Consider the following 14,454-nt stretch of genomic DNA (forward strand, 5'->3'; position numbering starts at 1 on the left):
ATCGAACAACTTGCCAGGCGTTCAGACTAGAGCGGAGGCTTCAAGGAAGCGCCGGAACGCCGCGCGGCCGCTTTCCGTCCCTTTGTACACCCCTGCGTCCTGCAGCACGGCATAGAACTTGTCTCCTACGTCCGCTTGAAGCAATAATCGCACGGCATCGGCAGAACCGTCCGTACCGTACAGATCGACGAGCGTCCAAATCCAATCCGCGTGTTTGTTCAACGGATGCTCCGGCGCGGCGATCGCCGCTTCGTCGTAAGGAGCGCGCCCCGTCAGAATGTCCGCGATTTGTCCAAGCTCGACTTGCAGCCTGCCTGGCAATACCGCCAACCCCATCACTTCGATCAGTCCGATATTTTCCTTTTTAATATGATGCAGCTCCCGATGCGGGTGGAATATCCCGTCCGGATGCTCCTTGCTCGTTCGGTTGTTGCGCAACACGAGATCCAACTCGTATTGTCCGTTGTCCTTGAATCTGGCGATCGGCGTAATCGTGTTGTGCTCGACCCGTCCGCCTTCTATGTCGCTGAAAGCCAGCACGTCCGCTGCCTGATCGCTGTATCCTCGCCATTGCGCCAGCACATTCGCGGCTACGCTAAGGAGAGCCTGACGATTGCTCGAACGCAAACGCAGCACGGACATCGGCCATTGCACGATTCCGAGGGAGACTTCCGGCTCTTGCGAACAGTTCAGCCATTCATGCACCGGCGCCGTCTCCATCGGGAACACGTGGCGTCCCGCCTGGAAATGGTCATGATTAAGAATCGATCCCCCGACGATAGGCAAATCCGCGTTCGAACCGATAAAATAATGCGGGAATTGCTCGACGAAATCCAACAAACGGCTAAACGTAGCCGGCGATATTTTCATCGGGATGTGCTCGCCGCAAAATACGATGCTATGCTCGTTGTAGTAGACGTACGGAGAATACTGGAAAAACCACGACTCATTGTGCAGCGTGACCGGCAATACCCTCAGGTTCTGGCGAGCGGGATGGTCCGGACGGCCGGCGTACCCGACGTTCTCTTTGCAGAGCAGACATTTCGGATAGTTCGATTGAGGCAGCGACTTCAGCAGCGCGATCTCCTTAGGATCCTTCTCCGGTTTGGACAGATTAACCGTGATTTCCAATTCTCCGTCCGGAGTGCGATGTTTCCAGTACCCGTTCTTCTTGATTCGATCCATGCGAATATAGTTGGAATCGATATTGAGCTTATAGAACCAGTCGGTGGCGCCTACAATGCTTTGTTGAGCCGCCAGGCTTAGGAACTGCCGATTCGTCGCGGACGGTCTAGGCAGAAGCAAACCCATGATCCGAGCGTCGAATAAATCCCGGTACGTTAACGTGTCATCCGGGATAAGCCCTTTCTCGACCGCCGCGTCGAGCAGCGGATCCAGCAAAGAAACCGGGCTTGCCGGAAGACCGTCCGGATCGGTCAGGACTTCTTCCGCAGGCTCCTTGAGCGAAAATAAATCAAGCAGCGCATTGCGCGCGTCATCGCTATCCAATGAATCTATCATTCCGTTATGCAGCGCGAACGCGACCAATTTCTCGATCGCGAGCGCGAGCGCTTGTTCCGATGTTGCGGACGGGATTGATGTCGTTGCCTTCATGCCTTAACCTCCCATTACTTCGAGTAGCCGTTTGGATGAGCCTTATGCCATGCCCACGAACTGGAGACGATGTCCTCCAGCTTGCCGAAACGCGGCGTCCATCCAAGCTCCTTGCGGGCACGCTCCGAAGAAGCGATGAGCACCGCGGGATCTCCCCCGCGACGCGGTTCGAACTTGGCCGGAATCGGGTGGCCCGTCACCTGCCTCGAAACTTCGATGACTTGCTTAACCGAATAGCCGCTGCCGTTGCCCAGATTGTAGATGGCGCTATCCGCTCCGTTGCGAAGCCGTTCCAAGGCCAGAATATGCGCGTCCGCCAAGTCGCTGACATGGATATAATCGCGGACGCAAGTCCCGTCCTCCGTCGGATAATCGTCCCCGAATACGGAAATATGCTCGCGCTGCCCTAGCGCCACTTGAAGAATAAGCGGAACGATATGGGTTTCCGGATTATGGGCTTCCCCGATTTTGCCCGAGATGTGCGCGCCTGCGGCATTGAAATAGCGCAAGGATACGAATTTGATGCCATGGGCGACATCGAACCAGCGGATCATCTTCTCCATGGCCAGCTTCGTTTCGCCGTAAGCGTTCGTCGGAACGGTACGGTCGTACTCGTCGATAGGCACTTTTTCCGGTTCCCCGTAAGTAGCCGCCGTCGATGAGAAGACGATGCGGGATACGCCGGCTTTCTGCATTTGCTCTAATAAGCACAGCGTTCCGTACACGTTATTATGATAATATTTGCCTGGATCCTTCATGCTTTCGCCGACCAACGAATTCGCCGCGAAGTGAATAACCCCGTCAATGTCGTTTTCCTGAAATACGCGAGCAAGAAAATCCGCGTCGCGAAGGTCGCCTTCGTAAAATTTCCCGCCGAGCACGGCCTCTCTGTGTCCTTGATACAAATTATCGATAATGACGACTTGCTCGCCTTTCTCCAATAAAGCCGCGACCGCGTGCGAACCGATATACCCCGCTCCGCCCGTTACGAGAACTGCCATATGTTACGCCTCCCCTTTGATTTCGCGAACGCCGTCGCCGATGTCGCACACATAGAACGCCGGCTTCAGCCCCGTCGCCGCTTCGTATTTGCTTCCTACCTCGCTAATGAACCGTTCTACCGAATCTTGGTGTACTAGAGAAACCGTGCATCCGCCGAAACCGGCGCCCGTCATGCGCGAGCCGAGCACTCCCGGTACGGATCGTGCCGCATCTACCATCGTATCGAGCTCGATACCGGTCACTTCGTATAGATCGCGCAAAGAATCGTGCGAACCGTTCATTAATTGGCCGAATGCCGCCAGATCGTTGTTCTTCAACACTTCCATAGAGCTGGATACGCGGTGGATTTCTTCGATAACGTGCCTAGCGCGGCGGCGTACGGTCTCATCTTGGATGAGATGCTCGTTCGCTTGATATTGCTCCAGCGTTAATTGGCCCAGCAAAGTGAGCTCCGGAAAAGCCTGGCGCAAATCTTTAACCGCTTGCTCGCACTGGGAACGTCTTTCGTTGTATTTGGAGTCTACCAGACCGCGCCGCTTGTTCGTATTGCCGATGACAAGCTTATAATCGCCGGAACGGAACGGCACGAGCTCGTATTTCAAAGTATCGCAATCTAGTAAAATCGCATGCTCCTTACGGCCGTTCGCCACCGCGAACTGATCCATGATTCCGCATTTGACGCCGACGAATTCGTTCTCCGCATGCTGGGACCACACCGCGATCTCAACCGTATCGGTAGGCTTGCCTTCCAACGCGAGCAAGGCGTACGCCGTTACGACTTCGATGGAAGCCGATGAGGATAGGCCGGACCCGTTAGGAATTTCGCCATGGAACAAGAAGTTATATCCTCGGCTCAGGTCGATCCCTCTATGTTTCAATTCCCAGACGATCCCTTTCGGGTAATTCGCCCAATCGTCCTCTTCGGAGAACGCGATGTTATCCAGCGAAATTTCTTTGGTCAAAGGAAAATTCGTCGAAGCAAAACCGAGCTTACGATCTTCCCTTGGAGCGATGAGCAACGTCGTCCCGAACGTTAACGCCGCGGGAAATACCGAACCTCCGTTATAATCCGTATGCTCGCCAATCAGATTGACTCTGCCAGGCGCTTGGAATGCCGAGATGTCGGCCTCGTTGCCGCCGAAATGCTGTACGAACTTCTGTTTCAACTCTGTTAGCTGTGCCATCTGGAATATCGACTCTCCTTGGGAATTCGTTGTTTGGTTATATTATAACGAAATTTCCAGCGCGCACGAAATGGCGTGATATGCTTTCTATATGGAGAAATGTGACTTTCGGAAGAGTTCGCGTTTCGGTTTCATGTTATGATGAGGGTAATTCGCATTATGATGGAGGACGACTAAACATGAGCCTGACAACGACTTATCGCGTCGTATCCAATCCGGTCAGCTATACCGCCAGCGAGCTAACCGTCTTGTTTGCGGGGGAGAGCCAAACGAAACCTCTACATCGCATCGGACCTAAAGTCGTCGATTATTATCTGCTTCATCACGTGGTGTCGGGAAAAGGGTCGTTTCGCACCGGAGAGTTCCAGGCGGAGCTCGCGGCGGGGGACAGCTTTCTCATCCATCCCGGCCAGCTCTTTCATTATGTGTCGGATGAGGAGCATCCTTGGCGTTATCGTTGGGTCGCGTTCGCCGGCGCGCAGGCCGCGTCCCTTATCGCGGAAGCCGGGCTCGGGCTGGAGAATCCGATCGTCCATTCCGGCGGCAGTAAAATTCCTGGGGAACGATGCCGTTCCATCTTCGAAGCATTCCGCGAACGCGGCAGCTCCGCCTCATTGCTTGCCTCTGGGCATCTTCATTTGCTGTTCGCGAGCCTTCACGAAGCGACGGCCCAGGGAACGGCTTCGCCGTTGCGCCCGGATTCGCATAGCGAAGATTTAGTCCGGAAGGTGATCGGCTACTTGTCGACGCAATACGCCGAGCCGGTGACGATCGAAGGGATGGCGGAGACGCTTGGCTACAACCGGGCTTATTTGTCCCGTCTGTTCAAGCAACATACGGGCATATCGCCCGTCGGTTTCTTAACCAAGATCCGAGTCGACCACGGCAGGCGCTTGTTGCGGGAGCGGCCGGAACTGACCGTCGAGCAGATCGCGTCGTCCGTCGGATTCCAAGACGCCCTATACTTCTCCAAGCAATTCCGACGCTTGCACGGGCAATCGCCTACCGATTACCGCGTTTCCGTCGGGGAATCCTTGAAGCCTTCGCATTAATCGGAGCTTCCGCTTCATTGTCCCCGCGACGCGCCTTCCCATAGTCGGTTTTTGCGACTATGGCGGACGTTTCCCCGCAGCGCGCCTTCCCATAGTCGGTTTTTGCGACTATGGCGGCGTTTCCCCGCGCGCGCCTCCTCATAGTCGGTTTTTGCGACTATGGCGGGCGTTTCCCCGCGACGCGCCTTCCCATAGTCGGTTTTTGCGACTATGGCGGGCGTTTCCCCGCGGCGGCATTCGGCTAACCGCCACCCGAATTAAAACACGGCTTGCCAATTCCCCGCGATTTCGTTAGCGTCGTTAAGGAACTCCGCCGGGAACGTCTGCTCCAGCTTTTTTTTCGTCTCCTCGTTAATGCCGCCGATTCGTTCGAGTATCGCTTTAACAATATGCGGCCATGCGATTTCGGTGCCATCCGTAACCGCGATGGAAACTCCCAACTGCTCTCGCCGCAAGCCTAACGTAAATACGCCATGCGCTCCGCTTTTGGCGACTACGTTGGCATCGCCCAACAGAATGCTGGCCAAACGATTGCGCCCTTCCACTAATTCGGGGAACGCGTTCATCGCGCCGGTAATCCGCCGCGCCATTCCGGCAGCCGCTTGATCCTTGGCGAAATCCGGGCTAGCCAATCTTCCGTATGCGAATCCCAACTGCCATAGAGGGATGGCCGCTACAGGAAATCCGCACCCGTCCTTCCCGATCGTGACTTGATCCGCCTCGTCCTCCACCCACAGCTTCAGGCGGCGAATAATTTCTTGCTGCGCGGGATGATCCGGGCGAATGTATCCTTCCAACGGCCAACCTTTGAGCTTGCACCAAGCAAGAACGCCTAAGTGTTTGCCCGCGCAAGTATGGCATAGCTTACGGGGTTTGCTTCCCTTAGCCATCCATTCGTCCCTCGATTTGCGTCCGATCGGAAGTCCCGGATGAACAGCCAGATGATCCTCGTCCAATCCCGTCAGCTTTAGAATCTCTTCTAATGTTTCTATTTGTTCCTTGCTACCCCGATGGGAAGCGGCCAACATCGCCAGATGGCGTTCCTCGAAACCGTAAGCTTCGGCCGTCCCCGCCAGCAAGGAAGCCAAAGCTTGGATAGGCTTAGCGGTCGAACGGACGTACGTCGGCGCCTGCACGTCCTCCCATGAATGGAGCAGCTTCCCATCCGCAGCCGATACTACGCAAACCCGGCCTCTATGTACGTTTTCCGTCTGCGCGCCTCTGTTCATGACAACCAAGGGTACATCCGCCGGCATTTTTATCGTTTCCATTCTTCGCTGCTCCTTTTGGTTCATTTGTCGCAAAAATCCAGACGTCGCCGTCTGGATTCTCATAAGTAAGCAATTCGCGCAATATGAACATTATACCCTAGGTTCTTGCCAATACCCAAGCTCCCGACATTCCGAGCTCATTACGTTACTTTACGGACCCGACGCCTACGCCGACTTTTTCTTCCGCCGGTTTACGCTCCCGCGAGGATTCGTCTTCATTGGAGAAGTTGATCGCTTCCGAGACGAGATACAGCGGGCGTCCTTTCGCTTCCTCGTACGTTCTCCCGATATATTCGCCAAGCACGCCTAGCAGCGAAAGGGTAATCCCATGGAACAACAGGCTTATGGCGATCATGGACGTCCATCCCTGAGTCGTCGTGTCCGTGAACAACCTTTGATACAACACGATGAATAAATAAATGAAACCGATCGCCGACAGAACGAAACCAAGAACGCTTGCGATCTTCAGCGGTTTGGTGGAGAAAGATGTCATCGCGTCAAGCGACAGCCTGATCATTTTGCGAAGCGGATACTTCGTTTCCCCGGCAAAGCGCTCATCGCGCACGTAATCGACGGAAGTCTGCTTAAAGCCTGCCCAGCTGACCATGCCGCGGATGAAACGGCTGCGCTCCCTCATCGAGGTGAGCGCATCGCAAACCTTACGGTCCATAAGCCGGAAATCCCCGGTATCTACCGGAATATTGACCGATGTCATCGAACGCAGCAAACGATAGAACATCGCCGCGGTCATTTTTTTGAACCAGGATTCTCCTTTGCGCTCGATGCGTTTGCCGTACACGACGTCGTACCCTTCGCGCCATTTCGCGACCATATCCGCGATCAGCTCCGGCGGATCCTGCAAATCCGCATCGATCAGGACGACCGTTCTTCCGCTGGAATGGTCCATCCCCGCCGTGACCGCGATCTGATGGCCGAAATTACGCGAAAACTCGACCAGCTTCACCGAAGGATCAACGGAACAAAAGCCTTTCACGATGTCCGACGTTTTGTCCCGGCTGCCATCGTTTACGAATACGATTTCGTATGTTTCTCCAAGCTTATCCAGAACCGCCTTCAACCGGCGGTAAGTCACTTCGATAACTTCTTCCTCGTTGTACATAGGAACGACAACGGAAAGAAAACATGCCTTCTGCACGAACTTGCAGCCTCCTTCTAGAAACCCCAGCTAGGCAACCATCTGATCGCGACGTTCATCCACTCGCGGCTCACCGTCATGCCCGTATAGATCGGATAGAACCAAACAAGCAACGCCGCCGCCACGCCCGTGAAAGCCATCGTTACCCAACGTCCCTTGTAACTACGCTCCTCGAACCAGCGCAGCATCCACACGATGGATAAGATCAAGAGCGGCACCATAGGAAAATAATGATACAGGAACGTAATGCTTCGCGGAGCCACCATCCATGGAACGTAGAAGGATAAGTATGCGACCGCAAGCGTGAGCACGACTCTGTCCCTTCTCCGGAAGCCGAGCCACCAGGACGCTAGCATCGCCAGCAATCCGCCCCACCAGATCAGAGGATTTCCGATCGCCGCGATGCTTTGGGCATCGCCATTCTCTAAATCCTTGCCCCCGTAATACCATACCGGCCTGATCATCAATGGCCAAGTGTACCATTTCGAAGCATAAGGATGAGGTTCTTTGACGCCTTTATGGTAATGGTACATGTTTTTCTGATATTGCCATAAATCTTTATAGCTATCATCTGCTTTGGTCGCTTGAATATACGGTTTATAGGAAGCCGTATATACTCCGACGGGTACGGCGACGAATAAAATGACGCACGCCATCAGCGTCAAGACTAAACGTCTCACGTAATCGTAATCCCCTGCCATCTTCCCTTCCCGCCAGCGGCGGACGAGAGCGAAGACAAGCAGGATCGCTAGTCCGGCCCCTCCGTACAAGTAGTTCCATTTGACGGCGGCGGCGGCGCCGAAGAAAAACCCGCTGAGCGCAAGATAACCGATGCTTCGCCGAAACCCTCCGTTGCGCCATGCGGTTTCGCCGTATCGATACATGCCGTAGAACATAATGATCGTAAAAGTGACCCCGATAATATCCACGTTCGAGGAACGGGAGTGCACGAGATGGAAACCTTCCAGCACGAGCAACAATGCCGCAAGGAACGCGTATCTCGTCCGTTGGAACATCCCCTTGGCCGCGGCGTAGAGCACTGGAACCATCAAAGTCCCGAACACTCCGGCCATGAACCTCCAACCGTAAGGAGTCATATCGAACATTTTCACGCCGATAGCCAGAAGCACTTTGCCTAACGGCGGATGCGTATTCTCGTAAGGCTCCATCCGTTCGATGAATTCGTACGCGGTACGTCCATGGTAGATCTCGTCGAAATACATGCCGTTCCGGTAATCCGGCCGATATGGCGCGTACTCCTGCTCGTCGAATACTTCCAGCCCGCTGCCTTCGGAAGTTAATGAATTATTGCTGTCGGATTGAACGTTCATCACGGCGATCGGAGCGTAAATCCCGGTCGTGAAAAAGCCCGCTTCGTAGAGACGGTATCCCGTCGTCTCCGTCGTAAACCGCATATACCTCGCTTTAACCGATTTCTCGTCGAGCTTCCAGGTGAATACGCGGTTCGTTTTGTGTTCCACTTCTAAATAGTCTTCCCAAGATACGCCATCTATCGAGGATTCGATTTTCGTATTGCCCTTCGCTCCCGGACCCTCGTATAGATTGATCCTGTCGACCGTCCGCGTCTCCCCGAAATCGACGGTGAAGTTGTCCCCTGCTTTATCGGGTTTCCAGAATGTCTGAGGAGCCGAGCGGTCGCCAAGATCCGTAAACGTCATTAGAGCCGATACGATCGTCAATAACAATACCAAAACAATATCTAGCGGCCTCCACCGCCGATCTTCCCGGTTACGAACGGAAGTTGCTCCCCATTGCACCGGACCGGATCTGCTTGTTTCCTTGTAATCCATGTCCGTCCTCGCTTTCACGCATTTTCCACATTTTTGCCTGTCCCTATTGTAGTCGAAAGCGTTACCGGATGGAAAGAGTCCGTTTCATTTTGCCGGATAAGGGTTAATTCTCAGCAAGGACGTATTCCATGACGAGGAGGAAATGACAATGGCAGACACACGTGGAACGATAAAAGGAGCTTTAATCGGAGGGGTAATCGGAGCGACGGCGGCACTTCTTCTCGCGCCCAAATCGGGCCGCGAATTGCGAGGCGACATTCGCGACAAGTACGCTTCCGTTCAAGATCGCACGAAACGGTTGATGACGGACGCGGGACACAAAACCCAGGAAATCGCCGCGCAAGTCGGGCAAACCGCCTCGGGCATTATGGACAAGACGCGATCCGCCTTATCCGCCGCCAAAGAGGAAGTGCAAAATTGGAAGGACGAACATTCCGATGGCAAGGACGAACGGAAGCACGACGGTAAAATGAACTAGCCAGCGTTCTTCTAACCGTTAGGCGAGCCGCTGCGGCGAACATCGCCGGAAATCGGCTTAGGAGGATCATGAAGGGAGAAAACGCTCATGAAATCCAAACCAAGGATGATCATTTCCGGTCCCGCGTCCAGGATGAAGGAATATTTGTCGCAGACCGGATACGTCCGCGATTTCATTCATCGCTCGACTTACCGTTTGGAGCTGCGAGCGGCAACCGGAATTTACGTCTTTCAAGTTCCTTTCGAAGAAGCCGACGGGGCGCTGGCTTTGTATGGCGAAACGGCCTTCTTCGACGGAATCGCCGATAGCGATGTCCCCGGCGATATACAAATCGCCGCATTGGACAGATGGCAGGCGTTAAGCTCCCGCGTCGCCAACGCCCAAACCAAAGTGTACTCCCCGGACAGAGGAGATCGCCGTCCGTCCGCTCCGGTCCGCTCCAGAAGCGTCGAATCCGCTAGCAACGGTTCGATGGTGCAGGATCTCTCCGATATGAAGAGGCTTGGCAAGGACATGGAACGAATGAAGACGGAACAGCAACTTAACGAAGAAGGGCTCGTCAACGATCCCATTCAATATTAACGCCATTTGATCCGCCACGAGGCGAACTTCCCATTCCCGAATCGACAGGAATGGGATTTTTTTAGTTTGAATTGACAAACTTTAGGAGGAATGATTTAATTCATATAATTCCTATTAAATTACTTATATTTGAGTGAAGAGGAGCCGATTACATGACCCTACTCCGCAAAGGCTTAAAATACTTTCAAACGTCGAAAATCGCGGAACCGCTCCCGGACCAGGTCGTACAATCTCCGGCGATTCCGACCGTCGCTCGGGAAGATAGCGGCAAATTGCGCCAAGCTACCCGTTCCTTAACGAACTCGACGGATTCTTTAACCCATTTCGTAAAGCATGCGATCGAGAACGTGGAAACCATGTCTTTATCGATCAACGAAATCGTCAATTCTTCGACTTATCAATCCAATGAAGCCGAGAAGAGCTTGCAGGATGCGGAGAATCTCGGGCAAGTGCTCAATCGCTCCCTCACTCATATGAATGAAATGGGCTATACCGTGAGCCAATCGATGCTTGCTTCCGAGACCGGTCAAGCCGCCGTCAAATGGTTGACCGAGCAATCGACCCGCCATGCCGAAATTTCCAACCTTCTGCATGAAACGATGGAACAGTTGAAACTGCACTCCGCGGAAATCTCCAAAGCGCTGGAATTGATCTTCGGAGTATCGAGCCACATTCAAATGCTGTCGCTTAATGCTTCCATCGAGGCGGCCCATGCGGGCGAGCACGGAAAAGGCTTCGGCGTCGTCGCGCAAGAGGTACGGAAGCTGGCTCAGGAGAGCGCGGCGAACGGCAAGCAGATCAAATCTTATTTGCAAGCCGTGCAAAATCAGATCGAGAAGTTCAACGTAATCGTGGAGCATTCGCGCGAATCCTCGGAAGAGATCTCTAGCGGCGTGGAGCAGACAAGACAGCAGTTCGATGCGATCAATCGGAACTTGCACTCCGTCGTTCGGCACACGGGTGAAATCAGCGGTTTTCTCGAAATGGCGAGCCAAAAGAAAGACAAGCTCATCCACAACTTCAACACTGTCGTTTCCTTGACCCAGCAATCGTTGGCTGCGGCTTACGAAGTCGCGCATCTGTCGGAAAACCAAGCCTCCTCCGTGCTGTCGGTAGCAGGCGCTACCCAAGAACTGCAGGGCGCCAACGCGGATATCAGAAATTCGCTCTCCGATTGGTTCGACAACGGCAAGTCGGAAAGCCAGTCCGACGCCAAACAAATCCGTATCGGATTCATCCCCAATGTATCTCATGCTCCGGCCCTTCTAGTTGCCGACGACGAACGTTTTCGCGAGCATTTCGGGCATCAGGCGGAGACGAAATCTTACTCCGCGGGCCCTGCGCTAGTCGATGCGTTGCTGAACGATCAGATCGATATCGGCTACTCCGGACCGGGGCCGGTATTCGAAGCGTTCGCCAAGAACGGCGCGGTCAAAATTCTCTCCGGCGTCAACGAAGGCGGAGCCACGCTGCTCGTTAGCGCGAAATCGAATATTCGGGAGCTCTCGCAGTTACGGGGGAAAACGGTCTCCATTCCGCAGTACGGGAACGGACAGCATATTCTCCTTCGTCAGTTGCTCAGGAAACACGGCCTTAAGGACGTTTTCCGCGGCGGAGACATTCGAATTATCCAAACCAAGCTTAACTCTCTCTCCGAATTGCTTGAAAAAGGGGAAGTCGAAGCGGCATTGGTTCAGGAGCCTTGGGTGACGCTTCTAGAGAGCAAGGGCATCGCTCGCGTACTGATCGATTGGGATAACCTTTACGACCAAGGGTCCCCTCCTAATACCGTCATTGCGGTCAGCCAAGCTTATTATGATCGTCATCCGGACAGGGTTAACCGATTTCTTGATTTCCACTACCAAGCGCTGCAATCCCTTCAGCATAACCCCGATGCCGCGTACGAGACGTTATCCCGCTCGTTGACGCGCTATACGGGGCACGAACTGCCCGTGGAGTCGATCAAGAAGGCGATGGCAAGAATCGTCTGGACATCGACGACGGATCGCTCCAATCTGCAACGCTTCGCGGAGCTTATCAAACGAGAAGGATTCTTGAACAAGGAAATCGACTTCGATCGTTTGTTCGCGCAAAAAACCGATGCCCTTTAAGATGGGCATCGGCGAAAGGTAAGCTTGATTTCTAAGTTTTAAGAATCAAAGCGTTATGTTCGAGCATCTCCGTCATCGCGTCAACGGAAATATCCTTTTCCAATAGTTCCGGCACGGGGATCGACGGCATCCCTTCCTTAAGAAAGACGTTGCCTTCAAGATGGTAACCGTACTTCTTGATAAGCGTGTACATGGCGCAAAACTTATCCGCCGCGTCGATCGCCCGGCCTAACGAAACGTAATCGGCGAGCTTATTCCCGAAGCTGAGAGGGTTAACGCGCGAACCGATCGTCAAATGAAACCCGTCGTCCTTGTCCAATACGAAAATGTCGCTTCCCGAGCATGGAATCCGATATTTTACCGTCATCTTCTCCAACTCCTTTGCGGATAGATACTTCCGTAAGGACTATTACACCATCCCAGGATGGATGAAACGGATATCCAATAATAAAATCAAGAATCCTCGGCCTTTTGAATAAGCTTCTTGAGCTTATCGATCGCCCGCTTCTGGATTCGGGAGACGCTCATCTGGGATACGCCAAGCTCGTCCGCGATCGAGCGTTGCGATAGCCCGCTTTCGAAAACGAGCCATAGCACTCTCCGTTCTTCCGGCTTCAACTGCTCCATCGCCTCTTGCAGATCGAGTTTCCTCTCCAGCGCCGCGTAATCGTCCGTCGGCGAACCGATCAACTCTCCCAGCACGGACGTATTGTCCTCGTCCGATATCGGCGTATCCAACGATACGTATTGATATAAATCCCGGCCTGCCAATATTTCTAACGTTTCCTCCGTGTCGAGCCCTAAATGGCCGGCGATCTCGTCGACGGTAGGGGATCGCTCGAGCTTGCTCATCAGCTCATCGATCGCGTGTTGAACGACCAGTCCTTTTTCCTTGATCCTCCGGGGCACTTGAATGTACCAAGATTTATCTCTTAAGTAGTTTTTCATGTGGCCGATCATGCTCTTCATAGCATACGGCTCGAAAGGCATGCCAAGTTCGGGATCGAATTGCTTAAGCAGCCTGAACAGCGACATCTGGCCGACCTGGAACAGATCGTCGAACAAATCCGGCCGATTGCGCGACATTTTATTGGCGGCCATCCTAACCATCGGCTCGTAGATGCGAATCAACCGGTCGGCAAGGTCACTGCATAACGTTCTCTGGTATTCGAGAAGTATCGTGATTGCGTCGTCGGGCAAACGCGCGGAATGGGATACATTCATGCGGTCTCTTCGGATTTCATCCGTTTCTTCATTAGTGTGACCGAAGTACCGTCATCGTTCTGCACGTCCACCCGGTCCATTAGCGCTTGCATCAAGTATAAACCCAATCCGCCCGACTGGATTTCGTTAATGGATTTGCCGTGCAACGAAGCCGGCTCCTTGCTGTCGACGATCGTGAAGCTCTTGCCGTAATCCCGTACCGTTATCGAGAGCTCCTCGTCGGAACTCGCGAACGACACCTCGATCTTGCCTTCGGCCCCCCCGTATGCGTGAAGTACCGCATTGTTGCACGCCTCGGATACGGCGACCTTCATATCCTCGATATCTTCGAAGGTGAATTTCATTTTGCTAGCGACGCCGTATAAGGTAAGCCGAACCAAATCGACGTACTCCGGCAAGGCGGGAACGGTTAATGTTACGTTGCTTTCTTTAGCCATGGGATTCTCTCCTCATTCCTCTCTCGATTCTTATTCCGCTTTCGCCAGATAAGGGGTAATCCCGGTCATGTCGAATAGCTTGCGTATATGGGTTGGAATTTGCTCGACGTCGAAGGCGGCGTTGCGCGCGTGCCGCGCTTTCACGATGGAAATGAGGATTCCGATCCCCGTGCTGTCAATGTATTTCAAATTTTGGAGATTCAGCGTCAGCCGGATATCGGCTAATTCGATCAGCGGTTCCATCGCCGCCCGCATTTGCGTGGCGACCTCCAGATCGAACTCTCCCCCCAAGAATACGATCGTCTGTCCTTCCTTGCTCTCGGTTCGAAGCGTGAATTTATTCGTCACCATAACGCTCTCCTCTCTTCCTGTCCCCTAACATGAAACGTGTTTCATCCTAATTGATTGCTCTAATGATGTTATAACCCGATTGTTACCCTATTGAAACACGAAAATCTATTTAACTGAATATCGGTCCGCTAATTCGGTATCCTAAGAGATATGGTTTCGAATAACGCGATTCAGGTTAACA

14 protein-coding genes are annotated in these 14,454 nt (G+C 53.4%); 4 read left to right on the forward strand and 10 right to left on the reverse strand.

The window, feature by feature from the left end:
• Positions 1–21 precede the first annotated feature (21 nt).
• From FPL14_RS07610 to FPL14_RS07620, 3 genes are read right to left on the reverse strand one after another with little or no spacing between them, the layout of a single operon-like run.
• Positions 22–1,614, reverse strand: coding sequence for a UDP-glucose--hexose-1-phosphate uridylyltransferase (locus FPL14_RS07610; RefSeq protein ID WP_182302422.1), 1,593 nt, complete (start codon positions 1,612–1,614; stop codon positions 22–24).
• A gap of 14 nt (positions 1,615–1,628) precedes the next feature.
• Positions 1,629–2,615: a UDP-glucose 4-epimerase GalE gene (gene galE / locus FPL14_RS07615; protein ID WP_182302423.1), complete on the reverse strand. Its 987-nt coding sequence runs from the start codon at positions 2,613–2,615 to the stop codon at positions 1,629–1,631.
• Positions 2,616–2,618: 3 nt separating this feature from the next.
• A complete protein-coding gene (locus tag FPL14_RS07620) occupies positions 2,619–3,800 on the reverse strand; it encodes a galactokinase (RefSeq protein ID WP_182302424.1) in 1,182 nt (393 codons plus the stop codon).
• A 179-nt stretch (positions 3,801–3,979) separates the two neighbouring features.
• Between FPL14_RS07620 and FPL14_RS07625 the strand changes: the two genes are divergently transcribed.
• Complete coding sequence (locus tag FPL14_RS07625; RefSeq protein ID WP_182302425.1) at positions 3,980–4,852, forward strand: AraC family transcriptional regulator; 873 nt, start codon at positions 3,980–3,982, stop codon at positions 4,850–4,852.
• 257 nt (positions 4,853–5,109) lie between these two features.
• On the opposite strand, the gene FPL14_RS07630 is transcribed toward FPL14_RS07625, so the two are convergent.
• The 3 genes from FPL14_RS07630 to FPL14_RS07640 all read right to left on the reverse strand — a co-directional run bounded on the left by FPL14_RS07630 (position 5,110) and on the right by FPL14_RS07640 (position 9,108).
• Positions 5,110–6,123, reverse strand: a complete 1,014-nt coding sequence (locus tag FPL14_RS07630; RefSeq protein WP_182302426.1) for an asparaginase — start codon at positions 6,121–6,123, stop codon at positions 5,110–5,112.
• 145 nt (positions 6,124–6,268) lie between these two features.
• On the reverse strand, positions 6,269–7,279 hold the full coding sequence (locus FPL14_RS07635; RefSeq protein WP_182302427.1) for a glycosyltransferase family 2 protein: 1,011 nt from the start codon (positions 7,277–7,279) through the stop codon (positions 6,269–6,271).
• A gap of 17 nt (positions 7,280–7,296) precedes the next feature.
• Positions 7,297–9,108 (reverse strand): phospholipid carrier-dependent glycosyltransferase, encoded by a 1,812-nt coding sequence (locus FPL14_RS07640; RefSeq protein WP_182302428.1) that lies wholly within the window; start codon positions 9,106–9,108, stop codon positions 7,297–7,299.
• A 130-nt stretch (positions 9,109–9,238) separates the two neighbouring features.
• Between FPL14_RS07640 and FPL14_RS07645 the strand changes: the two genes are divergently transcribed.
• The 3 genes from FPL14_RS07645 to FPL14_RS07655 all read left to right on the forward strand — a co-directional run bounded on the left by FPL14_RS07645 (position 9,239) and on the right by FPL14_RS07655 (position 12,261).
• Complete coding sequence (locus tag FPL14_RS07645) at positions 9,239–9,568, forward strand: YtxH domain-containing protein (RefSeq protein ID WP_182302429.1); 330 nt, start codon at positions 9,239–9,241, stop codon at positions 9,566–9,568.
• 87 nt (positions 9,569–9,655) lie between these two features.
• Positions 9,656–10,150 carry a hypothetical protein gene (locus FPL14_RS07650; RefSeq protein ID WP_182302430.1) on the forward strand — a complete coding sequence of 165 codons (495 nt, stop codon included), beginning with the start codon at positions 9,656–9,658 and terminating at the stop codon, positions 10,148–10,150.
• Between the two features lie 152 nt (positions 10,151–10,302).
• A complete protein-coding gene (locus tag FPL14_RS07655) occupies positions 10,303–12,261 on the forward strand; it encodes an aliphatic sulfonate ABC transporter substrate-binding protein (RefSeq protein WP_182302431.1) in 1,959 nt (652 codons plus the stop codon).
• A gap of 31 nt (positions 12,262–12,292) precedes the next feature.
• On the opposite strand, the gene FPL14_RS07660 is transcribed toward FPL14_RS07655, so the two are convergent.
• The 4 genes from FPL14_RS07660 to FPL14_RS07675 form a co-directional block, all read right to left on the reverse strand.
• Positions 12,293–12,628: a hypothetical protein gene (locus FPL14_RS07660; protein ID WP_182302432.1), complete on the reverse strand. Its 336-nt coding sequence runs from the start codon at positions 12,626–12,628 to the stop codon at positions 12,293–12,295.
• 86 nt (positions 12,629–12,714) lie between these two features.
• Entirely contained in the window at positions 12,715–13,485 is a 771-nt protein-coding gene (locus tag FPL14_RS07665; RefSeq protein WP_182302433.1) for a sigma-70 family RNA polymerase sigma factor, read from the reverse strand.
• Entirely contained in the window at positions 13,482–13,922 is a 441-nt protein-coding gene (rsbW, locus tag FPL14_RS07670) for an anti-sigma B factor RsbW (protein WP_182302434.1), read from the reverse strand. Before rsbW ends, FPL14_RS07665 begins: the two co-directional genes overlap by 4 nt.
• A gap of 30 nt (positions 13,923–13,952) precedes the next feature.
• Positions 13,953–14,273, reverse strand: a complete 321-nt coding sequence (locus FPL14_RS07675) for an STAS domain-containing protein (protein WP_182302435.1) — start codon at positions 14,271–14,273, stop codon at positions 13,953–13,955.
• Positions 14,274–14,454 lie beyond the last annotated feature (181 nt).

Source organism: Cohnella cholangitidis (assembly GCF_014107495.1).
In the GTDB taxonomy this organism is placed as follows: Bacteria; Bacillota; Bacilli; order Paenibacillales; family Paenibacillaceae; genus Cohnella; species Cohnella cholangitidis.

Coding starts and splice junctions, on each gene's coding strand:
- FPL14_RS07610 (WP_182302422.1), bottom strand. CDS start 1,614: ATGAAGGCAACGACATCAATCCCGTCCGCAACATCGGAACAAGCGCTC.
- galE (WP_182302423.1), bottom strand. CDS start 2,615: ATGGCAGTTCTCGTAACGGGCGGAGCGGGGTATATCGGTTCGCACGCG.
- FPL14_RS07620 (WP_182302424.1), bottom strand. CDS start 3,800: ATGGCACAGCTAACAGAGTTGAAACAGAAGTTCGTACAGCATTTCGGC.
- FPL14_RS07625 (WP_182302425.1), top strand. CDS start 3,980: ATGAGCCTGACAACGACTTATCGCGTCGTATCCAATCCGGTCAGCTAT.
- FPL14_RS07630 (WP_182302426.1), bottom strand. CDS start 6,123: ATGGAAACGATAAAAATGCCGGCGGATGTACCCTTGGTTGTCATGAAC.
- FPL14_RS07645 (WP_182302429.1), top strand. CDS start 9,239: ATGGCAGACACACGTGGAACGATAAAAGGAGCTTTAATCGGAGGGGTA.
- FPL14_RS07650 (WP_182302430.1), top strand. CDS start 9,656: ATGAAATCCAAACCAAGGATGATCATTTCCGGTCCCGCGTCCAGGATG.
- FPL14_RS07655 (WP_182302431.1), top strand. CDS start 10,303: ATGACCCTACTCCGCAAAGGCTTAAAATACTTTCAAACGTCGAAAATC.
- FPL14_RS07660 (WP_182302432.1), bottom strand. CDS start 12,628: ATGACGGTAAAATATCGGATTCCATGCTCGGGAAGCGACATTTTCGTA.
- FPL14_RS07665 (WP_182302433.1), bottom strand. CDS start 13,485: ATGAATGTATCCCATTCCGCGCGTTTGCCCGACGACGCAATCACGATA.
- rsbW (WP_182302434.1), bottom strand. CDS start 13,922: ATGGCTAAAGAAAGCAACGTAACATTAACCGTTCCCGCCTTGCCGGAG.
- FPL14_RS07675 (WP_182302435.1), bottom strand. CDS start 14,273: ATGGTGACGAATAAATTCACGCTTCGAACCGAGAGCAAGGAAGGACAG.